The organism is Streptomyces sp. SID13031 (genome assembly GCF_010548305.1).
Classification (GTDB): domain Bacteria; phylum Actinomycetota; class Actinomycetes; order Propionibacteriales; family Kribbellaceae; genus Kribbella.
Genome location: NZ_JAAGLV010000016.1, coordinates 63,833 through 85,539 on the forward strand (window position 1 = coordinate 63,833; position 21,707 = coordinate 85,539).

Genomic DNA, 21,707 nt, shown 5'->3' on the forward strand with positions numbered 1-21,707 from the left:
AGAGCCTACTCGTGGCTCTCGATGAACTCCTTCGTCTTGGCGATCGCGAATCCCCACCCCTGCTGCACGGTCGGCGAAGGCGGCAGAGCGATCTCGTCCGGGTTCGTCAGTACGTCGATCAGCACCGGCCCAGGAGTCTCGAGCGCCCGCGAGACGGCACTATCCACGTCGCCCGGCCGCTCCACCCGGAAGCCGGTCAGCCCGATCGCCTTGGCCACCTCCGAGAAGTCCGGGTTCGCCAGCTTCGTCCCGTACTCCGGCAGCCCGACCTGCTCCATCTCCAGCTTGACCATGCCGAGCCGCCCGTTGTTGAACACCACCAGCTTGACCGGCAGCTCGTACGCCACCGCCGTGATCAGATCGCCGAGCAGCATCGACAACCCGCCGTCACCGCAGAACGCCACCACCTGGCGAGAACGATCCACCGCCGACAGCCCGAGCGCGTGCGGCATCGCGTTCGCCATCGAGCCCAGGTTGTACGACCCGATCAGCCGCCGATCGCCGCGCATCCGGACGAACCGCGCCAGCCACACCGTCGACATCCCGGTGTCGCTGGTGAAGAGTGCATCGGCTGCAGCATGCCGGTCCACAGCCGCCGCCAGCAGCTCCGGCCGGATCCGCGCCTCCGGGTTGTCCACCTTGCGCCGCAGCAACCCCTTGGGCTTGCGGTCGAAGGCCGGGTCGGTGAACTGCACCTGACGCTTCCGCCACGCGGCGTACGACCCGAGCGCCTTGTCCAGATGACCCGTGTCGCTCTTCTGGTTCAGCAACGGCAGCAACTGCGCCAGCGTCGGCTGAGCATGCCCGACCAGTCCGTGGTCGACCAGCACCCGTCGGCCGATATGCGCACCCCGCAGATCCAGCTGTACGACGGTCTTCCCGGCCGGCAGGAACTCGCGATAGGGAAAGTCGGTCCCCACCAGGAACAACACGTCACACCCGTCGAACGCCACCTTGCTCGCGTGGTTGCCGAGCAACCCGGACTGCCCGACCTCCTGCGGCAGGTTCTCCTCGAAGCGTTCCTTCGCCTTCAGCGTGAGCACAGCGGGCGCGGCCAGCGTGCTCGCCAGCTGCTGTACCTCGGCCAGCGCCTCCCGCGCTCCGGCACCGACCAGCAACGTCACCTTGTCGGCAGCGTTGAGTACCGCCGCGACCTTTGCCAGCTCGGCCGCCTCGGGCACCGTCGCAGAGGCAGACTCGAGGAACCGCGGTACCGGCGTACCGTGCGGTACTTCGAGCCCGCCGACGTCACCGGGGATCGACAGTACGGCGACGCCCCGCTCGGCCAGTGCCGCGTTGACCGCCTGCTCGATCAGCCCGGGCGCCTGCTCGGCCGTCGACACGGTCGCGCTGAAGACGGCGACGTCCGCGAACAACACGTCGTTGTTGACCTCCTGGAAGAAGTCGCTGCCGATCTCCTCGCGCGGCACCTGGCCGCAGATCGCGAGCACGGGCACCCGCGACTTGGCCGCGTCGTACAGGCCGTTGAGCAGGTGGATCGCTCCCGGGCCGACCGTGCCCATGCAGACGCCTAACCGATCGGTGAGCGAGGCCTGCGCACCAGCGGCGAAGGCACCCACCTCTTCATGCCGGACGCCGATCCAGTCGACCCGGTCCTCGCGCCGGATCGCGTCGGTGACCGGGTTGAGCGCGTCACCGACGACACCCCACACCGACGTGACGCCATGCTCGGCCAGCGACTCGACCAGCAACTCAGCGACAGTGCTCACCTGAAACTCCCCTACGGTCGGAAGGCATCCGGATCCGCCTGTACCCAATCGTGGGCCCAGGCCTTCGGCAGGTCGTGCACGCCGGTCAGCAACTGCCCCGGCGCCAGGTGGTCGAAGAGGTCGGCATAGCTCTCCGTCCGGGTGTGGTCGATCCGCCGGAGCAGCATCCGCGGCTCGAGCTGGTCCGGGCCGTCCAGTCCCATCGAGGCGATCACCTGCATCGCCTGCTGGACCGTCTCGCGCTGGTAGTTCGCGACCCGGCTGGTCTTGTCGGTGACGTCGAGCGCGCGCATCCGGCGTGGGTCCTGGGTGGCGACGCCGACCGGGCACGTGTTGGTGTGGCAGGTCTGCGCCTGGATGCAGCCGGTCGCCATCATCATCGCCCGCGCCGCGTTGGTGTAGTCGGCGCCCTGCAGGATCCGCTTCACGATGTCGACGCCGGTGGCGACCTTGCCGCTGGCCCCGATCTTGACCCGATCGCGCAGCCCGACGCCGGTCAACGCGTTGTGCACGGTCAGCAGGCCCTCGGTCAGCGGCGTGCCGACGTGGTCCTCGTACTCCTGCGGCGCGGCACCTGTGCCGCCCTCGCCGCCGTCGACCACGATGAAGTCCGGAGTGATGCCCTCGGCAACCATCGCCTTGCAGATCGCCAGCACGTCGGTGCGGGAGCCGACGCAGAGCTTGAAACCGGCCGGTTTACCGCCGGCCAGCTCGCGCATCCGGGCGATGAACAAGACCAGCTCGCGCGGCGTCGAGAACACCTGGTGGTACGGCGGCGAGACGACCTTCCGGCCGACCGGTACGCCGCGGACCGCCGCGATCTCCCTGGTCACTTTCGCGCCGGGCAGGACGCCGCCGAGACCCGGTTTCGCGCCCTGGCTGAGTTTGAGCGAGACGAGTTTCACCTGGTCGTCGGCGGCCTTGTCGCGGAACTGGTCCGGGTCGAAGCGACCGTGCTCGTCGCGCGTCCCGAAGTACCCGCTGCCGATCTCCCAGACCAGGTCGCCGCCGTTGCGGTGGTACTCGCTGATCCCGCCCTCACCGGTGTCGTGCGCGAACCCGCCGCGCGCCGCACCCCGGTTGAACGCCTCGATCGCGTTGGCGCTGAGCGCGCCGAAACTCATCGCCGAGACGTTCAGCAGCGCCATCTCGTATGGCGAGGTGCAGTCCGGACCGCCGATCCTGACCCGCGGGACCTGCTGCGCGATCGGCCTCGGCGCGGTCGAGTGGACCAGGTACTCGTACCCGATCTCGTTGACGTCCCGCTCGGTGCCGAACGGTTGCTCCTCGTTGCTGCCCTTGGCCCGGGCGTAGATCGTCGAGCGGGTGTCGCGGTCGTACGGGCGGCCGTCGTAGTTGCGCTCGATGAAGTACTGCTGCAGCTCCGGCCGGAGCCCCTCCATCAGGAAGCGCAGGTGCCCGATCACCGGGTAGTTGCGCAGGATCGAGTGTTTCTTCTGGGTCAGGTCGTGGACCCCGACCACGCCCAGCAGCACGACGATGGCGAGCAGCACCCACCAGCCAGGACCACCGATCACGGCCGCCAGCAGGGTCAGAGCACCGAGCGTGACGAGCGTCCCCAGCACGTAGAACCGCACCATGCTCCCGAAGCTACCCCGTGGGCTGTACTCCGCCACGGAGGTCGCGCTGGCGGATCGCGTGTTCGTCGGTGCGGGAGTCGTATCGCCAGAACTCGCGCAACCACACCGCAGTACCGGCCACGCCCACGACGCAGAGCGCGCCGCCGCTGACGATCGCCGTGCGGACCGACGTCGCGTCCGCGACCAGGCCGGAGCGCGCTTGCCCACCGAGCGGGCCGAGCGAGTAGCCGAGCATCTCGATCCCGGCGAGCCGGCCGCGCATCTCATCGGGGATGGTCTGGTTCCAGATCACCGACCGGAACAGCACCGACACCATGTCCGCGCCGCCGGCGATCGCGAAGAAACCGATCGCGAACCAGATGTTCGGCGCCAGCCCGGCGATCCCCACCGAGGCTCCCCAGACCAGCGTCGCGATCACCACCGCCCGGCCCTGGTGATGGACCCGTTTGGCCCAGCCGCTGGTCAGGCTCGCGCACATCGCGCCGATCGCCTCTGCGCTGTAGAGCAGGCCGAGCAGCTTCGGTTCCTTCAGCACCTCGGTCGCGAACGCCGGGAACAGCACGATCGGCATCGCCAGGAACATCCCCACCATGTCGACCAGGTAGGTGGCCAGCAGGTCCTTGCGGCGGTAGGCGTAGACGATGCCCTCGCCGATCCCGCGCAGGCTCGGCGGTTTGCTGTGCTCACTCGTCTTGTACGACCCGAGCCCGGCGTACAGGCCGGTGGCGATCACCAGCCCGGTCAGCTCGATCCCGAAAGCCCAGCTCACCCCGGCCGTGCCGACCAGTACGCCGCCCAGCGCGGGCCCGGCGAGCTGGCCGATCTGCATCGTCAGCGAGGTCAGCGCCACCGCCGCGGCCATCTCGTCGTGCTTCACGACCCGCGGGAAGAGCGCCTCCCGGCTCGGCCGCTGCAGCGAGGTGGCGATCGCGTTCAGCGCGCCGCAGACGTAGATCAGCCAGACCTGCGGGTTGGCCAGCAGCGAGTTGGTGAGCATCAGCGCGCAGATCAGCGCCTGCGCGACACCGGTCGCGATCAGCATCTTCCGGCGGTCGACGTGGTCGGCCAGCGCACCGCCGTACAGGCCGAAGATGACCAGCGGGACGATCGTCACCAGGCCCATCGCGCCGACGGCGAAGTTCGAGCCGGTGAGTTGGTAGAGCTGGAACGGCAACGCGACGTAGCCGACCATGCCGCCGAGGAAGAACACCGAGCCGGAGATCACCAGGATCCGGAAGTCGCGCGATCCGCGCCACGGCGTCAGATCGATCTTCAGGCGGTCCAGCCGGCTGCGGAAACTTGTTGCCACTGGCACATAGTGACAGGTGCAGCAGCCCAGGATGAACCTGTCTCAGCCCTACCCCCAGGCCTCTGACCTTCAGCGCCCCCTGCCGCGTCGTACGCTGCGAAGGCCTTCTCCGCACCTCACCAGGGGGATACCCAGATGCTCAAGAACGCCCTGCGCGTCACCGCCCTCGCCGCCTCCGCGGCCATCGCCACCAGTACTTTCCTGCCGGCGAGCACAACACCGGCCCAGGCGAGTAGCACCTCCGGCAGCGCCACGACGCAGACCGCGGCGGTCGCCGACAAGCTGTTACCGGGCCAGAAGCTGAAGCCTGGGCAGTACATCCTTTCCCAGAATGGCCGGTACACGCTCAAGATGGAGAACTCCGGCGTGCTCCGGCTGGCCCAGCGCAGCGTCCAGCCCGATCTGTGGACGTCCGGAACCTACTTCCCGGGCTCCGTCGCGGTGATGGGAACCGACGGCAACCTGGCGATCATCTACGGCCGGACCCAGATCGGCTGGATCGGCGCGACGGCCAGCCCCGGCGCTTATCTCCGCCTGCCGAACACCGGCAACCTGGAGGTCGTCAACTCCAAGGGCAAGGCGGTCTGGAACCGGCACATGGTGATCGGGACGCTCACCCCGAGCTTCCAGATCCACGCCGTCGATCCCGGTGGCCGGGAGGTCATCCTGTACTCGTCCAACCGGGTCTACACGCTGCAGCTGCGCGCCGACGGCAACCTGGTGCTGCTGAAGAGCGGCAAGACCGTGCTGTGGAGCTCAGGCACCAAGGGCTGGGTGGAGTCGTCGGCCCGGGTCCGGAGCGACGGCGTCTTCGAGATCACCAACCGCGACGGCGACATCGTCTGGTCGATCGAGTCCTACCGGGCGCGCAACGTCCTCCAGCTCCGCGACGACGGCAAGCTGCTGCTGATCAACGGCCGCACCATCGTCCGCACCCTGCACTGAGCGGACTACTCGGGGCCGCACAACCGTCTCGTCCAGCAAGACTGCAGGTAAGTAGATATCGGCCCCGGCCACCTCGTCCGCCGCAGCGAGCAGCGCTGCGGCGGACTTCTTTCAGTGGTTGATGAGGGGGAGGAGGTCGGTCAGGTCCGTGCGTTCACCGGAGGCCCTGACCTTCCCAGTGGCACGAGCGTCCAGCCAGCTGATGCGCCCCAGGGCGAGGGCGATCCACAGATCAGCCTGCATCTCGATCACCGCGCCGGGGGTGCCGCGCGTGTGGCGGGGGCCTTCGATGCACTGGACGGCACCGTACGGCGGGACCCGGACCTCGACCGCGTGGCCGGGCGCCTTGGCCACCAGGAGCTTCAGCAACTCCTTCACCAGCAGCTTGAGTTCGGTGCGACCGGCTTCGCCGGCGTCGTACCGGCGCAGTGCTTCGTCCATCTCCACAGGCGGCAAGGTTACGCGGGTTTCGCCCACGCCCCCTTCGTACCCGATAATCGACGAAGCACCGAGACGCGGAAGTGAGGTCGGGATGCTGACGTCCAGGCACCAGGCGCTAGTGGCGACACTTGCGGGGATGACCGTAGGGGTTGCCGTTTTCGGCACCGTTCTGGCGATCAACGGCAACTTCTCCGGCGGCGGAGACGACAAGACGTCGAGCCAGGTGGTGAACACCCAGCCGACCCAGCCGACCAGCACGGGCGACGGTCTGCAGGCCGGTTCGCTCCAGTTCACGTCCCAGGCGTTCGGCGCCGATGACGCACCGGCGACCGCCGACATACCGACGGGCTGGAAGAGCGCCACCGGCGGCACCAGACCGAAGTACGTCGACCCGACCGGCGTCTGGCAGATCCGCTTCGACACCCGCGGCAGCAAGCAGACGCCGGACCAGCTCGTCGAGTCTCGCGCGAAGAGCATCGAGGAGAAGGATCTCCAGATCATCAGCCGCGACGACGGCACCCTGATCTACACCTACGTCGACCAGACCCGCGGGCCGCGGATGGGTCTGTCCAGCTTCCGCCCGACCCCTGACGGCAGCCGCACGCTGGTCGAGATCACCGTCGGCGGCCGCCCGCAGGACGAGGCCGGCCTCCGCGCCGTCCTCCAGCGCGCCACCGAGACCATCCAGCTCTCCGGCGCGACCGGCGACACCCGCCCGAACTAATACGGCGCAGTCAGCACCTCAGGTCCTAGTACTGCGCAGTCAGCACTTCAGGTCGGCCGTCGGCGGCGTGCCCTTCAACAGGTACGCCTCGACGGCGTCATCGACGCACTTGTTGCCCGCGTGGTAGCCGGTGTGGCCGTCGCCGTCCCGCGTGATCAGGACGCCGCTCTCCAGCTGCCCGGCGAGCCCGACCGCCCAGTCGTACGGCGTCGCCGGGTCGCGGGTGGTACCGACGACGACGATCGGCTTGGCGCCGGCCGCCTTGATCGTGTGCGGCTTGTCCTCCGGCTTCACCGGCCAGTTCGCGCACGGCAGCGATCCCCAGAGCAGGAACGAGCCGAACCGCGGTGACGCGGCCTTGAACTTCGCCGCGTCCGCCTTCGCGTCAGCGATCGAGGTGATATCCGGCCGGTCGATGCAGTTGACCGCGTAGATCACCTCGTTCTTGTTGTTGCCGTAGCCGCGCGGCGTCCGGCCGGTGAACTCGTCGGCGAGCGCGAGCAGCCGGGCGCCCTTGCCGGCCAGCCCGTCGACCACCGCATCCTCGAGCCGCGGCCAGTAGTCCTCCGTGTACATCGGATAGATCACCCCGAGGACGACGAGCGCCTGCGGCACGTCGCGCTTGCCGTCACCCGGCAGCGGCTTCGCGTCGCTCTCGTCGATCAGCTGGTCGATCTTCGCCAGTACTTCGGCCTTGGAGCTCCCCAACCGGCATTCCCGTTGCGCGCAGTCCTCGGCGAACGCGTCGAGCGCGGTGTCGAACCCCTTCGCCTGGGCGAGGTTGTTGTCCTCGGACGACTTCGACGGATCGACAGCGCCGTCGAGGACCAGCCGGCCGACGTTCTTCGGGAACAGCTCCGCGTAAGTCGCGCCGAGCAGGGTGCCGTAGGACATACCGAGGTAGTTGAGCTGGGTGTCGCCGACGATTCCGCGCAGTACGTCGATGTCGCGGACGGCGTCCTTCGTGGAGACGTGCGGCAGCAGGTCGCCGGAGCGCTGCTGGCAGCCGTCCGCGAGCGCTTTGGCCTGGGTGTTCAGCGCCTCGATCTCGGCCTCGTCGTCAGGGCTGCCGTCGGCGGAGATGAACTTGTCGAGCTGCTCGGTGTCGAGGCAGCGCACCGGGGTCGAGTCGGCCACCCCGCGCGGATCCCAGCCGACCACGTCGAACTTCCGCAGCAGCGGCGCGCCGAGCACAAAACCGGCCGAGGCCGCGAACTGCTGCCCGGAGCCACCTGGCCCGCCCGGGTTGATGAACAGCGTGCCGATCTTGCCGGTCCGGTCCCGGGCCGGCACCTTGCGGGCGCGCAGCTCGATCGTCTTGCCCTCCGGCTTGGTGTAGTCGAGCGGCACGTTGATGGTCGCGCACTGGTTGCCGGAGCCGCAGCGCTGCCAGTCGGGCTGCTGGTTGTAGAACTTCTCCAGCCCCGCCGGTACCGGCCCGGCCGGCCCCTTCGGCGCAGCGCTCGACTGACTCCCGCCAGGCCCGTCAGCGTCCTGGGCCCGGCTGGCCACCCCACAAGCAGCCAGCAAGAGCGCGAGGCCGGTCACCACCACGGTCGTCCTGCGCATCATCACAGCGAGCTGTCTCCCGTACCCTCGTCCGACCCGTCCCCTGCTCCGCTCACGCCGTCTGCGCTCTCACCGTCAGCCTGTACTGCGCTGTCGGCCTCGCCTTGACTCAACCGGCGCCGCCGACGCGGCTTGCGACGGCGCGCTGGCTCGACAGCCTCCGCTGCGTCCTCAGCCTGCGGTGTGTCCTCTACCTGCGGTGCTTCGACTGCCTGTGGCGCTTCGGCTGCCTGTGGTGCTTCGACTGGGTCAGCCTCTCGTACCGCGGGGGCAGGCGGCTGGGTCAGCTCCACCATCACCGGCGGAGCGTCCGAGGTAGTGGTGCTGGAGGCGTCGTACTGCTGGCGTGGGGAGCAGACGTCGGCCCGGCTGCAGGCGCAACGGCGGCCGGAGGCGGCCAACCGGACCACTACCGTGTCGCTCGGGACGTTGTGCCCGACGACGACGCCGTCACCCGCGGGGGTCTCGACCTGCGTACCGGTGGCAGGGGCCTTCGCGTTGAACTCCTGGTACAGCGGGTGCTCGTACTTCAGGCAGCACATCAGCCGCCCGCACGCGCCGGAGATCTTCAGCGGGTTCAGCGGCAGGTCCTGGTCCTTCGCCATTCGCACGCTGACCGGCTCGAAGTCCTTCAGGAAGGTCGCACAGCACAGGTCACGCCCGCACGGCCCGATCCCGCCCTGCAACCGCGCCTCGTCGCGAGCGCCCACCTGGCGCAGCTCGATCCGCGCTCGCAGCCCGCGGGCGAGATCCCGGACCAGCTCACGGAAGTCCACCCGGTGCGGCGCGGAGAAGTACACGATGACGAGCTGGTCGACATCCGCCCGGCGGTCGACGAAGTCGATCCCGACCACCTTCATCGGCAGCCCGTGCTCGCGGATCAGCCGCTTGGCGATCAGCCGCGCGTCGCCCCGGCGCTGCCGGTTCTGCTCGTCGCGCTCCAGGTCGGCCGGCGTGGCGACGCCCTCACACAGCGGCAGCCCACCGATCTCCTCGGTCACGTACTGCGGCGCCCAGACGCACTCGGCGACCTCCGGCCCGTCGTCGGTCGGGACCAGCACTTTTTCCCCGACCCGCGGTCTGTGCGAGCCGGGGTCGAGGTAGTACAGCCGCCCGTACCGCTCGAACGACACCGCCATCACCATGCCCACCGCGCCAGACTACGTGCCAAGGCGCCCCGGAGTGCTCTTTCGAGTTCTCGAGGCGGTGTGGCTCAGCGTTTGCTGTCCTTGACGGTGCCGGTCAGTAGCTCGTCGTCGGGGCCGTACGCGGCGCACATGACCAGCCGGTCGCCGTCGTTCCACTGGTCCTCGCTCGGGTACCAGTAGTTGGACTCGAGCTCCGACTTGTCCACCGTGTTCCCGATGTACTTGCTGAACTCGACAGCGCATCGGTCACCGGCCAGCCCGTTCACCCGGTCCTCGCCCGGATACACGGCGGTGGCCTGCAAGATGTAGTTCGCGGTGATCTCGCCGTCGTGTGGACCGGCGCAGTCCTCCCGGTACACCTCGTCCTCGCCCCAGCCGTCGTCGAAGCACTCCCCGACCGCCAGCGAGTCGGCGTAGGTGATGCCACCCGCCCCCTCGCCCTCGTAGCCGTCGGAGGCGACGCCGACGACGATCATGAGCGCGAGCAGCCCGGCGCCGAACAGCGTGACCAGCCCGCCGGTGACGATGCCACCCACCGCCAGCCCTTTGCCGGACTCTCCCCGCCGCTTGATCTGCACCAGCGCGGCGATCCCGAGCCCGATCGCGACCGGCGCACTGATCCCGACCACGAACCCGGCCAGCCCACAGACGAGCGCCGCGACCGCGAGCCCGTTCGTCTTGAGCGCCGGCGCCCCCTCGTACCCATAGCCATACCCGTACGGCGCCGGGTACTGCGTGGGGTACTGCCCCTGCCCGTACGGCAACTGCTGCCCGTACTGCGCAGGCTGCGGGGGTTGCCCGTACTGCGGCTGCTGGCCGTATTGCGGCGGTTGCCCGTACTGCGCCGGCTGCTGCCCGTATGGCGACTGCTGCGACGGCGGCTGCCCGTAGGGGTTGGCCTGCGCCGGCGGCGGCTCAGGCTGCCGCCCATACGTCGGCAGCGGCCGTGTGGAGTCCGCCGCCGGCAGCGCCTGCGTGGAGTCTTGCGTCGGCAGCGGCTGCGTGGTGTCCTGCGGCCGGTCCGGGTCAGATCCCGGTGGTTGTGGTGGATAGCTCACAGCAACTCCCCCTAGCGCTGAGATCCGCGCATGGAGCCTGCCAGCTGCTCGCCAGGCTTCCCGACCATGCACAGGACGTTGCCGTCAGCAACGGCACGATCCTCCAGTACGACGTAGTACATGTCCAGCTCCGACCGCTCGTACGGCTTCCCCACGAAGGTCTGGAACGCGCTCGCGCACTGCTGCGTCGCCGCCGCGCTCTTCTGCTCCGTGGACAACCCGGTCAGCGTCGCACGAACCTTCGCGTACGCCTCACCAGTGTGCGCTCCGACACAGTCCGCGATCGTCACCTGGCGAAGGGTGTCCACCTCCAGGTCCGCGTCGAAGCACTGCTGGACTTCCACCTGCGAGATGACCGTCGATCGCCCGATGCCCGCGCGGCGTTCGCCGTACAGGTTGAGCGCGGCGGCGACGCCGAACGCGATCAGCCAGCACCCGCAGATCACCAGCGCGGCGACCGCCAGCCCACGCCCGCGCGCCCCCGACTTCCGGATCCGCGGCAACGCGATCAGCCCCAGCACCGCCGCGATCGGCACCAGCCCCGGCAGGCTGGTCGCGAACGCCACGACCGCATAGCGATCCACCCGACGCTGCGCGGGTGTCGGCACGCCCTCCAGCCAGGACTCAGCCGACGGAAGCGGAGTCCGCGCAGGCTGGATCGGCGGGGGAGGTTGGGTCAAGGAACATCCTTCGGAAGGGTCACGCCAAACGGCGAGGGCTAGCCACCCACGTATCGCGGGGGTCCCTGCCTTCGTTACAGGCGTGTCCGCTCGCCAGACGCGAGTCTCAGCCCTCGAACAGGGCGATCGTCATCGCTTCGAGCGCCAGCAGCGGTGCGACGTTGCCCTCGATCGCCTCGCGGCAACCGGTCAGCGCGCCGATCCGGCGGATCGTCTGCTCGGGGCTCGTCCGGCCGGCCAGCTGTTTGATGTCCTGGCCCAGCTCGGCGTTGATCAGTTCTGCTCCCGCGGCGGTCTGAACGACCAGAACGTCGCGATACAAGGCCATCAGATCCACCAGTGACCGATCGAGCACATCGCGTTCCCAGCGTTTGGCGCGCGCCTTCTGCTGGTCTTCGAGCTCCTTCAGCGCAGCGCCCGCCTCGCGCGGTTTGGCGCCCTTGGTGCCGACACCGAGTGCCTGCTCGAGATCGGTCCGCTCTTTCTCGTCGACCTTCGCCGCGCTCGCCTTGGCCTCGACCTTCGCCGCCTCGACGAGTCGCTGGGCCGCGTTGAGGCAGGCCCCGATGTCATGCAGCTCGAACGGGACTTCCAGCACCTTGCTCCGCCGGCTTCGGACCTCCTCGTCCCGCGCCAGCGCCTTCGCGCGTCCGATGTGCCCCTGCGCCGCCCGCGCCGCGAATCCGGCCAGCTCCGGCTCGATCCCCGACTGCCGGGTCAGCATCTCGGCGACCGCGAGCACCGGCGGGGTTCGCAGTACGAGCAGCCGGCAACGGGACCGGATGGTCGGTACGACGTCCTCGACCGTCGGCGCGCAGAGCACCCACACCGTGCGCGCGGCCGGCTCCTCGATGCTCTTCAGCAACGCATCCGCGGCCTGCTCGGTCAGCCGGTCCGCATCCTCGACCACCATCACCTGCCAGCGCCCCTGGGTCGGACTCATCGCGGCCCGGCGGACCAGTTCGCGGATCTCGCCGACGCGGATCGACAGCAACTCGGTGCGGATCAGCGATACGTCGGGGTGCGCGCCGTTGAGCGCAGTACTACAGACAGCGCACTCGCCACAGCCGTCGGTCTTGCATTGCAGCGCGGCGGCAAACGCCCGGCCCGCATTGGACCGGCCCGATCCAGGCGGACCGGTGATCAGCCAGGCATGCGTCATCCCGTTCGTGGCCGGGCCACTCTCGCCCCGCAACCGCGCCGACGCCCCGCCGACAGCCTTACGTAGTACGGCGACCGCAGGCTCCTGCCCGACCAGATCGTCCCAAACGCTCATGACTCCACCTTCGACTGCGACTCCGCCGTCTCCACGTCCGGCTGCAACTCCGCCTGCGGCTGCTGCTCTGGCGCTGGCTCCGTCGTCGGCTGCGGCGCTACCTGGCCCAGCATCGGGAGTAGGCGGGCCTTGATCTGCGCGGCCAGGTGGGCGCGGTCCTGGGTCGCGTCGAGGACCAGGTAGTGCTGCGGCTCAGCGGCGGCGAGCTCCAGGAACGCCTTCCGGACGCGCTCGTGGAAGTCGGCCGACTGCGCCTCGATCCGGTCCCGCCCCTCGAACCGGCCGAGCCCGCTCTTGGGCGGCAGGTCCAGCAGGATGGTCAGGTTGGGCCGCAGGTCGTCGGTGGCCCAGCGGTTCACGCGCTCGACGTCCGCGAGATCCAGATCGCGCCCGGACCCTTGGTAGGCGAGCGCGGAATCGACGTACCGGTCGGTGATCACCACGGCGCCGGACTTCAGCGCGGGCTTGATCACCGAGTCGACGTGCTCGGCCTTGTCGGCGGCGTACAGCAGCGCCTCGGCGCGGTCCGAGATCTCACCGGTCGCCGGGTCGAGCACGATCTGACGCAGCTTCTTGCCGAGATCGGTGGCGCCCGGCTCGCGGGTGAGCAGCACCTGGTGGCCTTGCTCCTTCAGCCACTCGACCAGCAGCGCGGACTGCGTCGACTTGCCCGCGCCCTCACCACCCTCGAGCGCGACGAACAGCCCGGTCGTCGGGTACACCCCAGGCGTCTTGCCGAAGCTGCGGCGCAGGTCGCGCCAGAACGGTACGCCGGGGCGGTCGTCCATCTGCCGCCACGCGACCACACCGATCACGCTGGCCAGCACGGCCGCGATCAGCATCGTCATCGCGGCGCCGTTGTAGGTGATCGAGTGGTCACCTGCCGACAGCGTGTGCCGCCCGATCGCACCGGCGACGAACGGCGCCACCGCCAGCGTCACCGCGAGCACCGTCCGGACCGCCGACTGGACGAACGCGAACGTCCGGCCGCGCACGTTGTCGGGCACCTCCAGCCCGAGCAGCGTGTACCCCGAGACCCAGGACGCACCCGCGCAGAAGCCGAGCACGATCGCGATCATGGTGGCGATCTCGATCTGCTGGATCAGCGCCAGCCCGGCCAGCCCGACCCCCGACCCGACCAGCCCGGCCGCGAACAGCCGGCGGCGCGACAACCCGGAGAAGATCCTTGGCGCGAAGCCCATCCCCAGGGCCAGCCCGCCGAAGACGGCTCCGAAGAGCACGCCGTACCCCGGGTCGCCGCCGCCCAGGCCCTCGACGTACGTCCGGCCGAGGCCGATCACCACGGCACCGGCCGCGAAGGCGCCGGAGATCCCGACCACGAGCCCACGGATCACCGGCGTACCGGTGACGTAGGACCAGCCCTCGACCATCGTGCGCCACAGCGTCGGGTGCTCGTCGTGGTCGTTTCTCGCGGATCGCCCGATCTCGGCGACCGAGATGATCGCCAGGCCGGAGATCGCGAAGGTGGCGGCGTTCACGTAGACGGCCAGGTTGATCGAGAAGAAGTCGCCGAGCCCGCGGGTGACCAGGGTGATCACGGTGAAGATCGCGGCCGCCGGCAGCGCGGTCCCGTACGTCGTGATCAGGCTGAGCTGGTTGGCCGCCTCCAGCCGGTGCCGGGGAATCAGGTTCGGCACGCTGGCGTCCTTGGCCGGACCCCAGATCAGGCTGACGATCTCGATCAGCACGGTCGCCACCAGTACCCAGGTCAGCGTGCCGACGATCGGGATGCTGACGAAGAACGCCGCCCGGATCATGTCGCCGAGGATCATCGTCCAGCGCCGATCCAGCCGATCCGCCACCCAGCCGGCCACCGGCCCCATCACCAGCGCAGGCAGCACCCGCAGGAACAGCACGCCACCGATAGCGAAGTTCGCCGCCTGATAGTCATCCCCGGCGAACGCCTTCGCCATCGCGGTCAGCGCGAGCAATCCGATCCAGTCGCCCAGACTCGACAGCCCGAAAGCGATCCACAACCGCCGGAACGCCCTGATCCGCAACACCGCGCGCAGGTCGTGCGCCGGTGCAGGATCAGTCAACGGGTCATAAACCTCCGGCACGGAAGAGAGCCTAGTCGGGCCCCCCGACATCCCTCACGTGGCGTCTGCCATCGTTCGCGCAGCCGCACGGAGCGAGCCGGGGGGTCACCTACTACCGGTTGCCCTTCCGCGCTGACAGCCGGCGCACGGCCGTCACCAGAGAGTCGACCTCGTCGTGCGTGTTGTAGAACGCGAACGAGGGCCGCACGGTCGCCTCCAGGCCGAAGCGGCGCAGGATCGGCTGTGCGCAGTGGTGCCCGGACCGCACCGCGATGCCGTCCTCGTTGAGCGCGGTGCCCACCTCGACGGGCTCGTAGCCGTCCAGCACGAAGGACACCACACTGGCCTTCTCCGCCGCCGTGCCGACCAGCCGGAGCCCGGGAATCTCTCGCAGGCACTCGGTGGCGTGCTCCACCAGGCTGTGCTCGTAGGCTGCGATGTTCGGCAGCCCGATGCGCTGAACATAGTCCAGCGCGGCGCCCAGCCCGACCGCGTCGGCGATGTTCCCGGTACCGGCCTCGAACCGCCCGGGCGGCGGCTGGAAGACGGATCGCTCGAGGGTGACATCGGCGATCATGTTCCCGCCGCCCTCCCACGGCGGCATGTCCGCAAGCACTTCCTTGCGGCCGTACAGCACTCCGATCCCGGTGGGTCCGAAGATCTTGTGACCGGAGAAGACCAGGAAGTCGGCGCCCAGTGCCGACACGTCGATCGGCATGTGCGGCACCGATTGCGCGGCGTCGATCAGCACGGTCGCCCCGGCGCGGTGGCCGAGCTCGATGATCTGCTCGACCGGCACCACGGTACCGAGCGCATTGGACACCTGGGTGACGGCGACCAGTTTGGTGCGACTGGAGAGCAGCTTGGTGTACTCCCCCAGCAGCACCTGCCCGTCGTCGTCCACCGGGATGACCTTGAGCACGGCACCGGTCTGCTCGACGAGCATCTGCCAGGGCACGATGTTGGCGTGGTGCTCGAGGTGCGAGATGACGATCTCGTCCCCCGCGCCGATGTTGGCGGGCCCCCAGGCCTTGGCGACCAGGTTGATCGCCTCGGTGGTGCCCCGGACGAACACGATCTCCTCGGCCGAACCAGCGCCGATGAACCGGGCCACCGTGTCCCGGGCCTGCTCGTAGGCGTCGGTCGCCCGGGCCGCGAGCTCGTGTGCGGCGCGGTGGATGTTGGAGTTCTCGTGGGAGTAGAACCGGACCAGCCGGTCGAGAACCGCCTGCGGTTTCTGGGTGGTCGCCGCGTTGTCCAGCCAGATCAGCGGGCGTCCGTTGACCAGCTCGGACAGGATCGGGAAGTCCCGGCGTACTGCGTTGACGTCGAACGCCGGGTGGGGGTCCAGCGGCAGTTGTGGCACCGCCGGGCGCTCCACGTCCAGGAAGTAGAACGGCCCACTGTCCGATACCGGTGCGATGGCGGGCAGCTTCGGCAGCCCCAGGTGCCCGAACCCCGGCAGCGCGGGCGCCGACGGGAGCTCAGTCTGCTTCCCGGACAGGAAGTAGAAGGCCCCGGTGTCCGGCGCAGCAGTCGAGTTCGCGGCCGGCGCTCCGGCCGGCACTCCGCCCGGTACTCCGGTTGCCACTCCGCTCGGCAGTCCGGTTGCCTTTCCGGCCGACACAGCGGCCGCCACGGCGGCCAGCTCTGACGGATCCAGACCAGCAGGCAGTTCCGGCAGTACCGGAAGCTCCGGGGTGTAGGTCAGCCCGGCGGCCGTGGTCGCATACGAGGCCGGAGCGGTACCCGACGGCAAGCTCCCATGCGGGCTCACGCCGGCCGTCGGCGCCGGCGGCGGCACATCCGGTGCCGGGCGGTCACCGTTACTGGGCAGACCGTTGCCGGGTAGGTTGCCGGGCAGACCGTCCGGTGCTGCCCCCGACGGCGTCCCCGGGATGGCAGCGAAGAACTCGCCGGCCATCCGGCTCAGCGTCGCCTCGTCGGGCAGCCAGTCCGGGGCCTGCCCGTTACCGGTAGACGGGGGCGTAGTCATGGAACTTGTCCACATCGACGTCGTCCAGCACTGCCAGCGCATCCTCGGTCAGCACCGCGAGCGAGCAGTACAGGGAGATCAGGTACGAGGCGATGGCGCTGCGGTCGATCTGCATGAACCGCACCGACAGCCCCATTCCCTGCTCACCGGACAGCCCGGGCTGGAACAACCCGATCACGCCCTGACGGCTCTCACCGGTGCGGAGCAGCAGGAACTTCGTCTTGCCGTTCTCCAGCGGCACCTTGTCCGAGGGGATGATCGGCAACCCACGCCAGGTGAGGAACTGCGACCCGAACATGCTGACGGTCGCCGGCGGCACCCCGCGCCGGGTGCATTCCCGGCCGAACGCGGCCACGCCTTCGGGGTGGGTGAGGAAGAACGCCGGCTGCTTCCAGACCTTGGTGATCAGGCGGTCCAGATCGTCAGGAGTCGGCGGACCGGCCAGGGTGGAGATGCGCTGTGCGTCCGTGACGCTGTTCACCAGCCCGTATTGCGGGCTGTTGATCAGCTCGTTCTCCTGGTGCTCCTTGACCGCCTCGATGGTCAGCCGCAACTGCTGGGCGACCTGGTCGTGCGGGCTGGAGTACAGGTCCGACACCCGGGTGTGAACGTCCAGGATGGTCTGGACGGCCTTGAGCCGGTACTCCTTCGGCTCCCGCTCGTAGTCGACGAAGGTCTCCTGCAACGGCGACTCGTCGTAGTTGTCGCACTGGATCTGCACCGACTCGGGATGAACTACCTGGTTCACCCGGTAGATGCCGGCCTCGACCGGGACCCAGGACATCAGGTGCACCAGCCACCGGGGGGTGATGCTGGCCATCTGCGGAGCGGTCTTGGTCTTGTTCGCCAGGTTCTGAGCGGCGGCATCACTGACCGAGGTCGAATGCGGTGCTGGATTGTTCGCGGTGGTCGTCATGCAACGGCTCCTTGTCCCTGCCTGAGGGGCAGGCGAGCGTACTGGGATTGGGATCGACGACGGTGCCGGTGCGGTCGCACGCGCCGACGCCATCCTTGCAGCGGGGCCAGTGCCGGACTAATGCCTGTTTTCGAGGCTGTCATCAGCGGAGGATATGATTCCTCGATGATCGACCTGGGCCGATTACGCGTACTGGTCGCGGTCGCCCGGGAAGGCTCCATCACCGCGGCAGCCGAGGCGTTGCACTACGCGCAGCCTTCGGTCAGCCACCAGCTCGCCAAACTCGAGGCGGAGGTCGGCGTACCGCTGCTGCAGCGGATGGGTCGCGGTATCCGGCTCACCGATGCCGGGCGGCTGCTGGTGGACCGGGCCGAGTCGATCCTGGCCCAGGTGGAGTCGGTGCATGCCGAGATGGACGAGCTGGCCGGGCTGAAGACCGGCCGGGTCCGGCTGGCTGCCTTCCCCTCGGCGCTGGCCACCCTGGTGCCGCTCGCGGCGGCGCTGATCACCGACCAGCATCCTGGGATCGAGCTGGCGCTGATCGAAGCAGAGCCGCCGGCGGCGCTGAGCGCCCTGCGGAACAACGACGTCGACGTGGCACTGATCTTCGAGCACGGCGACCCGCCCCAGGCCGATCGCCGCGACACCACGATGACGGTGCTGCTCGACGAACCGTTGTACGTGGTCACCCCGGCTGACCGCTCCTGGGACGCACCTCGCGCCGAACTGGCCACCTATGCCGACGCACGATGGATAGCAGGATGCGAGCGGTGCCGGGAGCACCTCGTCGGGGCGTGCGACGACGCCGGGTTCAAGCCGACCGTGGACTTCGAGACCGACGACTACGTCGCCGTGCAGGCGCTGGTCGCGGCCGGACTGGGCGTCAGCCTGTTGCCCGGCCTGACCCTCGTCGCCAATCGGCACCCCGCGGTCAGGCTCGACCGCGTACCCGGCCTACGCCGGCAGGTGCTGGCCGCCGTCCACGGCAAACCACCCGCGTCACGGCCCGCCCAGGTGCTCCTCGACGCACTCAGCACAACAATCTCCGAACCAAACTGGCCCTCCGAAACGGCCCCCCAGCCACCCAACAGGCCATAGCAGCAGGCCACTAGCTGGGAACTGGATGCTGACCTGGGGGCTCGGGGCGCCTAGCGTTCAGGGATGTCGTCCCCGGCGCTTACCAAGAGCCGAGCGGCGTGCACAACGACAGGAAGTAGTCGTCCCGCCGGCCGACCGCCAGGCGTTCGCCCGTGGCCGGCCGGCGGTCTGGCGCGACTACTGCCTGTCGCTCTGTACAGCCAACCTCACCGACAGCGAGGCTGGGGCTGTGTGTAGCTGGTAGCGGTCGGGCAGAGCTGGGCCGCAGGAGTTGGAGCCGATGCCTGCCTGGGCCAGGTCCAGAGTCACGTAGGTCGTGTCGCCGGGGACCAGGTCTGGTGCGTGCTTCGCGTTGGCCAGGTCGGCTGTTGTCCAGTCGCGCACGGTCAGGCCGAAGAGGTCGGGGGCTGCCTCGACGCGCAGTGAGTCCAGGCGGGCCCAGCGGGTGTCGATACGGTGGCCGTTCTCTTGTGGGCGGACGTACGGCGTCTGCAGTTGGGCGACCGTGCCGGAGTACTTGCCGACCGCCGCAGCCGCGCGGGTGTCGACGTACGCCTCGCTCGGGCCGGTGCCGAACCACTCGACCTGGTTGACCTTCGGGAGTTCGAAGGAGATGCCCAGGCGAGGCAGTGTCGCCGGGTACTGCCCATCCGGCTGTACGGACAGGTCCAGTACTACGGAGCCGTCCTGCACATGGGTCCAGCGCCAGGTTGCGACTAGACCCCATTGGAGAGCCGGGGGCGCAGTACGGGTGACTACTTCCCATGCGCCGTCGACCAGGCCGGCCGACACCACTCGGTGCTGGACCCGGTGGAGTCCGGCTTCCTTCCAGGCCTCTGAGACGCCAGGGATCACGTCGTTGTCGATCGGAGCGCGCCAGACGTCCAGGCGGACGTTGCGGACACCCAGGGAAGCAACGTCGATGCCGTGGCTTCCGGCGGTGACGTCCTCCCCCGCATCAGCCCGCGCATGCCGCGCCTCGCCGCCTTCGGCGACCTCGGCGGAAGGGGAAGAGCCGGAGGCTTCTCCAGCGCCCGCGGCGGCGCCGGCCGCCGCGCCCTCGTCAGCGGTTCTCGCCCCGACGTGGCGGGCCGCGACCGGTTGGTCCAGCCGGATTTGCCCCCACGCAACCCGGTGCCCAGCCTCTGCCCACGTAGTGGGCTCGGTGAGCTCCGCAGTGACAGTGACCCAGGTTTCCGGCTGTGCAGCCTCAGCCTCGGTGATGATGCCCGGCGGCAGCTCCACCAACGCGGTCTCACCAGGGGCGATCGCCGGGACCGGGAGGTTCCCGCTGCCGACTAGCTCGCCCTCGACCTCGGTGACCACCCGGAAGGTCAGGTGACTCGTGTCGAGGACCTCGTGGCGGTTGGCGATGGTGATTCCGGTGGAATCGCCGCCGATCACCAGCGGCTCGATCACCTTGACGTACTCGAGCATGCCCGGCGACGGCGTACGGTCCGGGAACAGCAGGCCGTCGCAGACGAAGTTGCCGTCGTGGATCTCCTCGCCGAAGTCACCGCCGTACGCGTAGATCTCCTGGCCGTCCACCGACGTCCGCAGCCCGTGGTCGATGAACTCCCAGATGAAGCCGCCCTGGCAGCGCGGGTACTTCTCGAACAGCGCGTGGTAGTCCGCCAGCCCGCCCGGCCCGTTGCCCATCGCGTGCCCGTACTCGCACAGGATGAACGGCAGCCCCCGGTACGACGAGGTGTCCTCGCCGATCCGGGTGACCTCCTCGGGCGAGGTGTACATCTGCGAGTAGATGTCGACGAACTCCGCCTGCGTGTCCCGCTCGTAGTGCACCGGCCGGGACGGGTCGCGGTCGTGCGCGAACGCGTACATCGACTTCAGGTTCTCGCCCATCCCGCACTCGTTGCCGAGCGACCAGATGACGATGCTCGGGTGGTTCTTGTCCCGCTCGACCATCCGGCGCATCCGCTCGACCAGGTCGGCCTCGAAGCGCGGATCCATCACCGGGTTCGGCAGGTTCGGCGGCTCGGGCTCGTAGCCGAAACCGTGCGTCTCCAGGTCGCACTCGTCCACGACGTACAGGCCGTACTGGTCGCACAGGTCGAGGAAGTGCGGGTGCGGCGGGTAGTGGCTGGTGCGGACCGCGTTGATGCCGGCGCGCTTCATGATCAGGACGTCGTCGAGCATGTCCTGCTCGGTCAGCGCGCGACCGCGATCGGGGTGGAACTCGTGCCGGTTGACGCCGTTGAAGAGCACCCGGTTGCCGTTGACGGTCAGAACGCCGTCCACGATGGCGACCGTGCGGAACCCGAGCTTCAGGCGCACCACGCCGCCCGCGCTGCGCAGTACGGCGTCATACAGGCGCGGACTCTCGGCGCTCCACGGCTCAACGGCCGGTACCGGCGTCTCGAACCCGGTCGGGAACTCGAGCCCCAACTCCTCGACGGTGACGGTGCCCGGTACGTCGGAATCGACCTTCAGCGTGCCGGCGCCGTCGGAGTAGGTGGCGTGCACGAACACGTCGGTCGGCGCCTGCGGCCTGAGCGCAAGCAGGTTGACCTCGCGGAAGATGCCGGACAGCCACCACATGTCCTGGTCCTCGACATAGCTGCCCGCGGACCACTGGTGCACCCGGACGGCGACCTTCACCTCATTGCCCGGGGCAACCAATTCGGTGAGCTCGAACTCACTCGGCAACCGCGACCCCGACGACCAGCCGACCGGGCTCCCGTCGACGAACACGGCGAACCGCGAGTCGACCCCCTCGAACCGCAGCACGACCCGGGAGCCGTCCCACTCGGCCGGCACCTGCACCGTACGGACGTAGTCGCCGGTCGGGTTGGCGGTCGGCACATGCGGCGGATCGACCGGGAACGGGTAGTCGATATTCGTGTACGCCGGCGCCCCGTACCCACTGAGCTGCCAGTGCCCCGGCACCGCGATCGTGTCCCACCCGGACACATCAGGATCCTTCAGGTCGTCAGGCGCCTCGGCCAGACTCGGCGAGAGCCGAAAACTCCATTCCCCACCGAGCGACACCCGCGCGGAATCGTCATCGAGCCAGGCCCGCGGGGCCAGCACACCCGCACCCGAAGCAAAGTCTTCGACATAACTGTGGTCGTAGGTCACAGCCATCGACCCTACGACCGATCTGTTCACAAATCCACACCGATGAACAGATATGGA

16 protein-coding genes are annotated in these 21,707 nt (G+C 69.1%); 3 read left to right on the forward strand and 13 right to left on the reverse strand.

All coding sequences use genetic code 11. The features are described 5' to 3' along the window. Positions 1–5 precede the first annotated feature (5 nt). Genes G3I17_RS28545 through G3I17_RS28555 form a run of 3 tightly spaced genes read right to left on the reverse strand, consistent with a single transcriptional unit; the run spans position 6 to position 4,640 of the window. Complete coding sequence (locus G3I17_RS28545) at positions 6–1,730, reverse strand: thiamine pyrophosphate-dependent enzyme (protein ID WP_164600705.1); 1,725 nt, start codon at positions 1,728–1,730, stop codon at positions 6–8. A gap of 11 nt (positions 1,731–1,741) precedes the next feature. Next, positions 1,742–3,331 carry an FMN-binding glutamate synthase family protein gene (locus G3I17_RS28550; RefSeq protein ID WP_164600706.1) on the reverse strand — a complete coding sequence of 530 codons (1,590 nt, stop codon included), beginning with the start codon at positions 3,329–3,331 and terminating at the stop codon, positions 1,742–1,744. Between the two features lie 10 nt (positions 3,332–3,341). Next, positions 3,342–4,640: an MFS transporter gene (locus G3I17_RS28555; protein ID WP_164600707.1), complete on the reverse strand. Its 1,299-nt coding sequence runs from the start codon at positions 4,638–4,640 to the stop codon at positions 3,342–3,344. Positions 4,641–4,775: 135 nt separating this feature from the next. Between G3I17_RS28555 and G3I17_RS28560 the strand changes: the two genes are divergently transcribed. Beyond that, positions 4,776–5,585, forward strand: a complete 810-nt coding sequence (locus G3I17_RS28560; RefSeq protein ID WP_164600708.1) for a hypothetical protein — start codon at positions 4,776–4,778, stop codon at positions 5,583–5,585. 111 nt (positions 5,586–5,696) lie between these two features. Here G3I17_RS28560 and G3I17_RS41145 read toward each other — a convergent pair whose 3' ends face one another. Continuing rightward, complete coding sequence (locus G3I17_RS41145; protein ID WP_164600709.1) at positions 5,697–6,026, reverse strand: sterol carrier family protein; 330 nt, start codon at positions 6,024–6,026, stop codon at positions 5,697–5,699. Positions 6,027–6,162: 136 nt separating this feature from the next. On the opposite strand from G3I17_RS41145, the gene G3I17_RS41150 reads away from it, so the two are divergent. After that, complete coding sequence (locus G3I17_RS41150; RefSeq protein WP_239062995.1) at positions 6,163–6,750, forward strand: hypothetical protein; 588 nt, start codon at positions 6,163–6,165, stop codon at positions 6,748–6,750. Positions 6,751–6,789: 39 nt separating this feature from the next. On the opposite strand, the gene G3I17_RS28575 is transcribed toward G3I17_RS41150, so the two are convergent. From G3I17_RS28575 to G3I17_RS28610, 8 genes are all read right to left on the reverse strand, one after another. Beyond that, complete coding sequence (locus G3I17_RS28575; RefSeq protein ID WP_203590885.1) at positions 6,790–8,319, reverse strand: alpha/beta hydrolase; 1,530 nt, start codon at positions 8,317–8,319, stop codon at positions 6,790–6,792. Between the two features lie 2 nt (positions 8,320–8,321). Continuing rightward, entirely contained in the window at positions 8,322–9,464 is a 1,143-nt protein-coding gene (gene ricT, locus G3I17_RS28580; protein ID WP_164600815.1) for a regulatory iron-sulfur-containing complex subunit RicT, read from the reverse strand. 68 nt (positions 9,465–9,532) lie between these two features. After that, a complete protein-coding gene (locus tag G3I17_RS28585; protein ID WP_164600712.1) occupies positions 9,533–10,525 on the reverse strand; it encodes a DUF4190 domain-containing protein in 993 nt (330 codons plus the stop codon). An 11-nt stretch (positions 10,526–10,536) separates the two neighbouring features. Further along, positions 10,537–11,205, reverse strand: coding sequence for a DUF4190 domain-containing protein (locus G3I17_RS28590; RefSeq protein ID WP_164600713.1), 669 nt, complete (start codon positions 11,203–11,205; stop codon positions 10,537–10,539). Positions 11,206–11,311: 106 nt separating this feature from the next. Continuing rightward, positions 11,312–12,481 carry a DNA polymerase III subunit delta' gene (locus tag G3I17_RS28595; RefSeq protein WP_164600714.1) on the reverse strand — a complete coding sequence of 390 codons (1,170 nt, stop codon included), beginning with the start codon at positions 12,479–12,481 and terminating at the stop codon, positions 11,312–11,314. Beyond that, positions 12,478–14,562 (reverse strand): dTMP kinase, encoded by a 2,085-nt coding sequence (gene tmk, locus G3I17_RS28600; RefSeq protein WP_203590887.1) that lies wholly within the window; start codon positions 14,560–14,562, stop codon positions 12,478–12,480. Before tmk ends, G3I17_RS28595 begins: the two co-directional genes overlap by 4 nt. Before the next feature lie 91 nt (positions 14,563–14,653). Continuing rightward, positions 14,654–16,537: a family 2A encapsulin nanocompartment cargo protein cysteine desulfurase gene (locus G3I17_RS28605; protein WP_239062997.1), complete on the reverse strand. Its 1,884-nt coding sequence runs from the start codon at positions 16,535–16,537 to the stop codon at positions 14,654–14,656. After that, positions 16,512–17,453 carry a family 2A encapsulin nanocompartment shell protein gene (locus G3I17_RS28610; RefSeq protein WP_164600716.1) on the reverse strand — a complete coding sequence of 314 codons (942 nt, stop codon included), beginning with the start codon at positions 17,451–17,453 and terminating at the stop codon, positions 16,512–16,514. Before G3I17_RS28610 ends, G3I17_RS28605 begins: the two co-directional genes overlap by 26 nt. A 165-nt stretch (positions 17,454–17,618) precedes the next feature. Between G3I17_RS28610 and G3I17_RS28615 the strand changes: the two genes are divergently transcribed. After that, complete coding sequence (locus G3I17_RS28615) at positions 17,619–18,551, forward strand: LysR family transcriptional regulator (protein ID WP_164600717.1); 933 nt, start codon at positions 17,619–17,621, stop codon at positions 18,549–18,551. 177 nt (positions 18,552–18,728) lie between these two features. Here the strand turns inward: G3I17_RS28615 and G3I17_RS28620 are convergent, their stop codons facing one another. Beyond that, positions 18,729–21,656, reverse strand: coding sequence for a glycoside hydrolase family 2 TIM barrel-domain containing protein (locus G3I17_RS28620; protein WP_164600718.1), 2,928 nt, complete (start codon positions 21,654–21,656; stop codon positions 18,729–18,731). Between the last annotated feature and the right edge of the window lie 51 nt (positions 21,657–21,707).